The organism is Streptomyces sp. ATCC 21386 (assembly GCF_018728545.1).
Taxonomy (GTDB): domain Bacteria; phylum Actinomycetota; class Actinomycetes; order Streptomycetales; family Streptomycetaceae; genus Streptomyces.
In genome coordinates this window covers 1-5,123 of sequence record NZ_JAAVVL010000006.1, presented here as the reverse complement: position 1 = coordinate 5,123, position 5,123 = coordinate 1, and the positions used below count along the sequence as shown (strand labels likewise).

Genomic DNA, 5,123 nt, shown 5'->3' with positions numbered 1-5,123 from the left:
ACCCGGCAACCGACACGCCATCCCCACCACCGCCACCGGCTCCCCCACACCCGCCTGGAGCTGCCGGTTCTCGCGGCGCAGCCGGGCGGTTTCCTTGAGGGCGTCCCTGAGCGCCTCCACGACGGCCGTGTCGGAGGAGGACGAAGGGGAGGCCGGGGACGCAGAGGACGCGGAGGACGCGGAGGACGCGGGGGGCTGCGAGGAAGCTGACGAAGAAGGTGACGAGGACGAGGGCGTTCGGGTCATGAGCTTTCTTCTCCCAGTGCTGTTCAGGACTCGATGCCTTCGCGGGCCATCCGGACCAGTTCCGCCACATCCATGGCGTCGATCAGTTCTTCCTCGGCGGCCAGTTCCTCCGCGCCGGCCGCGGGGGCCGGTCCGTCGGGGACGGTGTCGTCTGCCCGGTCCGGGAAGAGTTCGGCCCGGAGCCGTCCGGCCAGCGCGGTGGGGGTCGGGTGGTCGAAGACGACGGTCGCGGACAGCCGTAGTCCGGTCGCCCTGCCGAGCCGGTTGCGCAGTTCCACGGCGCTGAGGGAGTCGGCGCCGAGTTCCTTGAAGCTCCGGCGCGCGTCGACCGTCTCCGCGCGGTCGTAGTTGAGGACGGCGGCGGCCTCGGCCCGCACCAGGGCGAGCAGCTGCTTCTCCTGGGCGGCGGCGTCGAGTTCGACGAGCCGGGCCACGAGCCGCGCGCCCGGAGCTTCACCGGACGTGCTCGGGCCGGAGTCCGCCGCTGCACGGAGGCCCGCCGGGACGAGCCCGCGCAGCAACGGCGGTACGCCGGTGCCGGCGGCCCGTAGCGCGGCGGTGTCGAGGGTGAGCGGCACCGAGCAGGCGTCGCCGGAGGCCAGCGCGGCGTCGAGGAGTCGCAGGCCCTGGCCCGGGGTGAGCGCGTGGATGCCCACACGGGCGAACCGGCGGCGGTCGGTCTCGCCGAGCCCGGCGGCCATGCCGCCCTCCGCCCACGGGCCCCAGGCCAGTGAGGTGGCCACGAGCCCCTCGGCCCGCCGATGCTGCGCCAGGGCGTCCAGATAGGTGTTGGCCGCCGCGTAGTTGGCCTGTCCCGCGCCGCCGAGCAGGCCCTGCACGGAGGAGAAGAGGACGAAGGCGGCCAGGTCGAGATCGCGGGTGAGGTCGCTGAGGTGCCGGGCGGCGTCCGCCTTCGGTCGGAGGACCGCTTCGAGGCTCGCGGGAGTGAGGGCGTCGAAGACGCGGTCGTCCAGCACACCGGCGGCGTGGACGACGGCCGTCAGCGGACGGTCTGCGGGCACTGTGGCGAGCAGTTCCGCGAGCGCCGCACGGTCGGCGACGTCGCAGGCGGCGAGGGTGGCACTGGCCCCCAACTCGCCCAGTTCCCGGCGGAGTTCGACGGCGCCGGGCGCGGCTTCGCCGCGTCGGCCGACGAGCAGCAGATCGCGCACGCCGTGCTCGGCGACCAGGTGGCGGGCCACGGCGGCGCCCAGGGCGCCGGTCGCGCCGGTGATCAGTACGGTGCCGTCCGTCGGCCACGGCCCCGCACCGGGCCCGGGGGGCACAGGTGTCGTGGCACGTGTCATGCGAGGGACGAGTACGCGCCCGGCGCGGACGGCGAGTTGGGCTTCGCCCGAGGTCTCCGCGGCGGCGAGGGCCGCCGTCATGACCCGCCGTGAGGCGGGTTCGTCGTCGAGGTCGAGCAGGGTGATCCGGTCGGGGTGCTCGGTCTGGGCCGAGCGGACAAGCCCCCAGACAGCGCTGTGCGGGAGGTCGGACACGTCCTCGTCGGGCCCCGCGGCGACCGCGCCCCGGGTGACGACGACCAGACGGGAGGCGGCGAAACGCTCGTCGGCCAGCCAGCCCTGGACCAGGGCCAGCGCACGCCCGGCGGCCCGTGACGCGTCCGTACCCTCCGGGGAGGAGCCGGTCAGCGGTGCCAGGACGACGGCCGGGACGTCCGCCGTACGGTCGATGTCCTCGGCGAGCGCCGGAAGATCGGGACGGGTCCGGACGTCGGCACCGGCGGCCGTCGGCGTTTCGGCCATGAGGGCCGCGTCGGCCGCGTCGGCGACGACCGCCCACGACTCGGGGATCGCGCCGGAGCCCGGACCGGCGATGCCGGGCAGCACAGTCCACTCCACCCGGTACAGCGGGTCGCGTCCCCCGCTCTGTGCCGCGCGGAGTCGCTCGGCGGAGACCGGCCGCCGCGACAGCGCGCCCACCGACGCCACCGTACGGCCCGCCGCGTCGGCGAAGGCGAGGGTGACCGCGTCGGGTCCGGCGGGTGCCAGCCGGACGCGTGCCGCGGTGGCCCCGGCCGTGTCCAGGCGTACCCCGCTCCACGCGAAGGGCAGCCGGGTCTCGTCGCCGGCGGGCAGCGCGCCCAGTTCGATGGCGTGCAGGGCGGCGTCGAGCAGCGCGGGGTGCAGTCCGTACCCGGTCGCGGTGGCCTGTTCCTCGGGGAGGGCCAGTTCGGCGAAGACCTCCGTGCCGCGTCGCCACGCGGCACGCAGCCCCCGGAACGCGGGGCCGTAACCGAAGCCCTGGGCGGCGAGCACGTCGTACCACTCGGTCAGGTCCACCGCTTCGGCGTCGGGCGGCCAGTTCGCGAAGTGGTCGGCATCGGCCACCGCCCCAGCGGCCGGGGCGAGCACCCCGACGGCGTGCAGCGTCCAGTCGCCGCCGTCCGGCTCGCCGTTCTCCTGATCGCGGGCCGAGGCCACCGCGTGCCGGGTGTGCACGGTGACGGACCGCCGCCCGTCGGCGTCGGCCCCCGCCACCTGGACCTGCAGCTCGACGGCCCCTTCGTCGGGGAGTCGCAGCGGCGCCTGCAGGGTCAACTCCTCCAGCAGGTCGCAGCCGGTGCGGCGGGCGGCGTGCAGGGCCAGTTCCACCAGCCCCGCGCCGGGGAAGAGGATGGCGCCGAGGACGGTGTGGTCGGCGAGCCAGGGATGGGTGTCCAGGGACAGCCGCCCGGTGAGCACCAGCGTGTCGGAGTCCGCGGGTCGCACCGCGGCACCGAGGAGGGGATGCCCGCCGGCACCGAGCCCGAGCGCGGGCGCGTCCCCGGCGGTGACCGGTCCGGCGCTCGGCCAGTAGCGCCTGCGCTGGAAGGCGTACGTGGGCAGGTCGACGCGGGAGGCACCCGTGCCGGCGAACACCGCCGCCCAGTCGGGGCCGACGCCTCGGACGTGGAGCCGGGCGAGTGCCTCCGCGAGGGTCCGTTCCTCGGAGTGGTCACGCCGCAGCAGGGGGACGAACTCCACCTGCGCGTCCTCGGCCTCGTCGTCGGGGAGACAGTCGCGGCCCATGGCGGTCAGGACGGCGTCCGGTCCGATCTCGACGAACGTCGTCACTCCGTCCGCCCGCAGGGCGCGTACGACATCGGCGAACCGCACCGTCTCCCGGACGTGCCGCGCCCAGTAGTCCGCATCGGCCGGGCTGCCGTCGGCCGGGCTGCCGCCGGCCGGCCCGGTGACGGGCTGTCCCGTCATGTCCGACAGCAGCGGTACTGCGGGCGCCGACAGGTCGAGCCCCTGAGCCACCCGACGGAACTCCTCCAGCATGGGATCCATGCGGGGCGAGTGAAAGGCATGGCTGACCCGCAGCCGCCTGGTCCTGTGACCGCGCGCCGCCAGTTCGTCGGCGATCTCCACGACCGCGTCCTCGTCGCCGGAGAGCACGCAGGAGAGCGGGCCGTTGACGGCGGCGATCGCCACCCGCGTCTGTCGGCCGCGCAGCAGTGCGGCGACCTCCTCCTCCGGCGCCCGGACCGAGACCATCGCGCCGCCCTCGGGCAGCGCCTCCATGAGACGGCCGCGCTCGGCGACCAGGGTCACCGCGTCCGGCAGCGACATCATCCCGACGGCGTGGGCCGCCGCCAGTTCGCCGACCGAGTGTCCGGCCACCCGGTCCGGCCGTATTCCGAGGTGTTCGACGAGCCGGAAGAGGGCCACCTCGACGGCGAACAGCCCGGCCTGGGTGAACACGGTCCGGTCCAGCAGGGCGGCGTCCGGGGAGTCCGCCCCTGCGAGGACGACGTCGCGCAGCGGCCGCCCGAGGCGGTCGCCGAACGCCTCGAAGATCTCGTCCAGCGCGTCGGCGAACACCGGGAACCGCGCGTGGAGTTCACGTCCCATGCCGACACGCTGGCTGCCCTGCCCGGTGAAGAGGAACGCCGTCTTCCCACCGCTCGGCACGCCGTACGGAACACGGGACGGCGGGTCGCCGTCCGCGAGTGCCGCCAGATCCACGAGCATCCGGTCCGGGTCGTCGCCGACCAGCACCGCCCGGTGCTCCAGCGCGGCGCGCGTGGTGGCCAGCGAGAAACCCACGTCGGCGAGTCCCACCCGGGGCGTCACGCTCAGATGCTCACGCAGCCGCCGCGCCTGCGCGCGCAGAGCCTGCTCGGTCCTGCCGGACAAGGGCCACAGGACCGTTCCGGGCGCCGCCCCGGGGGGCGCTTCCGGTTCGGGGTTCGTTTCCGGTTCGGGAGCGGGCGGCGCTTCCTCCAGCACCAGATGGGCGTTGGTGCCGCTGATCCCGAACGAGGACACCCCCGCCCGGCGCGGACGCCCCTCGACCGCCTCCCACTCCCGCTGCTCCGTCAGCAGCTCGACCCCACCCGAAGCCCAGTCCACCAACGGCGTCGGCTCATCCACATGCAACGTCTTCGGCAACGCCCGCTGTTGAAGCGCCATCACCATCTTGATCACACCAGCCACACCCGCAGCCGCCTGCGCATGCCCGATGTTCGACTTCAACGACCCCAACCACAACGGCCGACCAGCCGCACGATCCCGCCCGTACGTCGCCAGCAACGCCTGCGCCTCGATCGGATCACCCAACCGCGTCCCAGTGCCATGCGCCTCCACCACATCCACCTCAGCAGCGGCCACACCCGCCGACGACAACGCCGCCCGGATCACCCGCTCCTGCGCCGGACCGCTCGGCGCCGTCAACCCATTGCTCGCACCGTCCTGATTGACCGCACTCCCCCGCACCACCGCCAGCACCCGATGCCCAAGCCGACGGGCATCCGACAGCCGCTCCAACACCTGTCTCTTTATACACATCTCCGAGCCCACGAGACTCGACAAAAAAAAAAAAAAAAAAAAAAAACAATTCTAAGAAAAGATAATAAAAGATGACGA

The 5,123-nt window shown here is 73.7% G+C and carries 1 protein-coding gene and 1 pseudogene; both read right to left on the bottom strand.

Annotation, left to right across the window (positions count from 1 at the left end):
* Positions 1–246: polyketide synthase docking domain-containing protein (locus GWK25_RS44940; RefSeq protein ID WP_215458172.1), on the bottom strand; the 246-nt coding region annotated here is incomplete at its 3' end.
* 23 nt (positions 247–269) lie between these two features.
* A pseudogene (locus GWK25_RS43015) lies at positions 270–5,027 on the bottom strand (type I polyketide synthase); the annotation flags it as partial.
* Between the last annotated feature and the right edge of the window lie 96 nt (positions 5,028–5,123).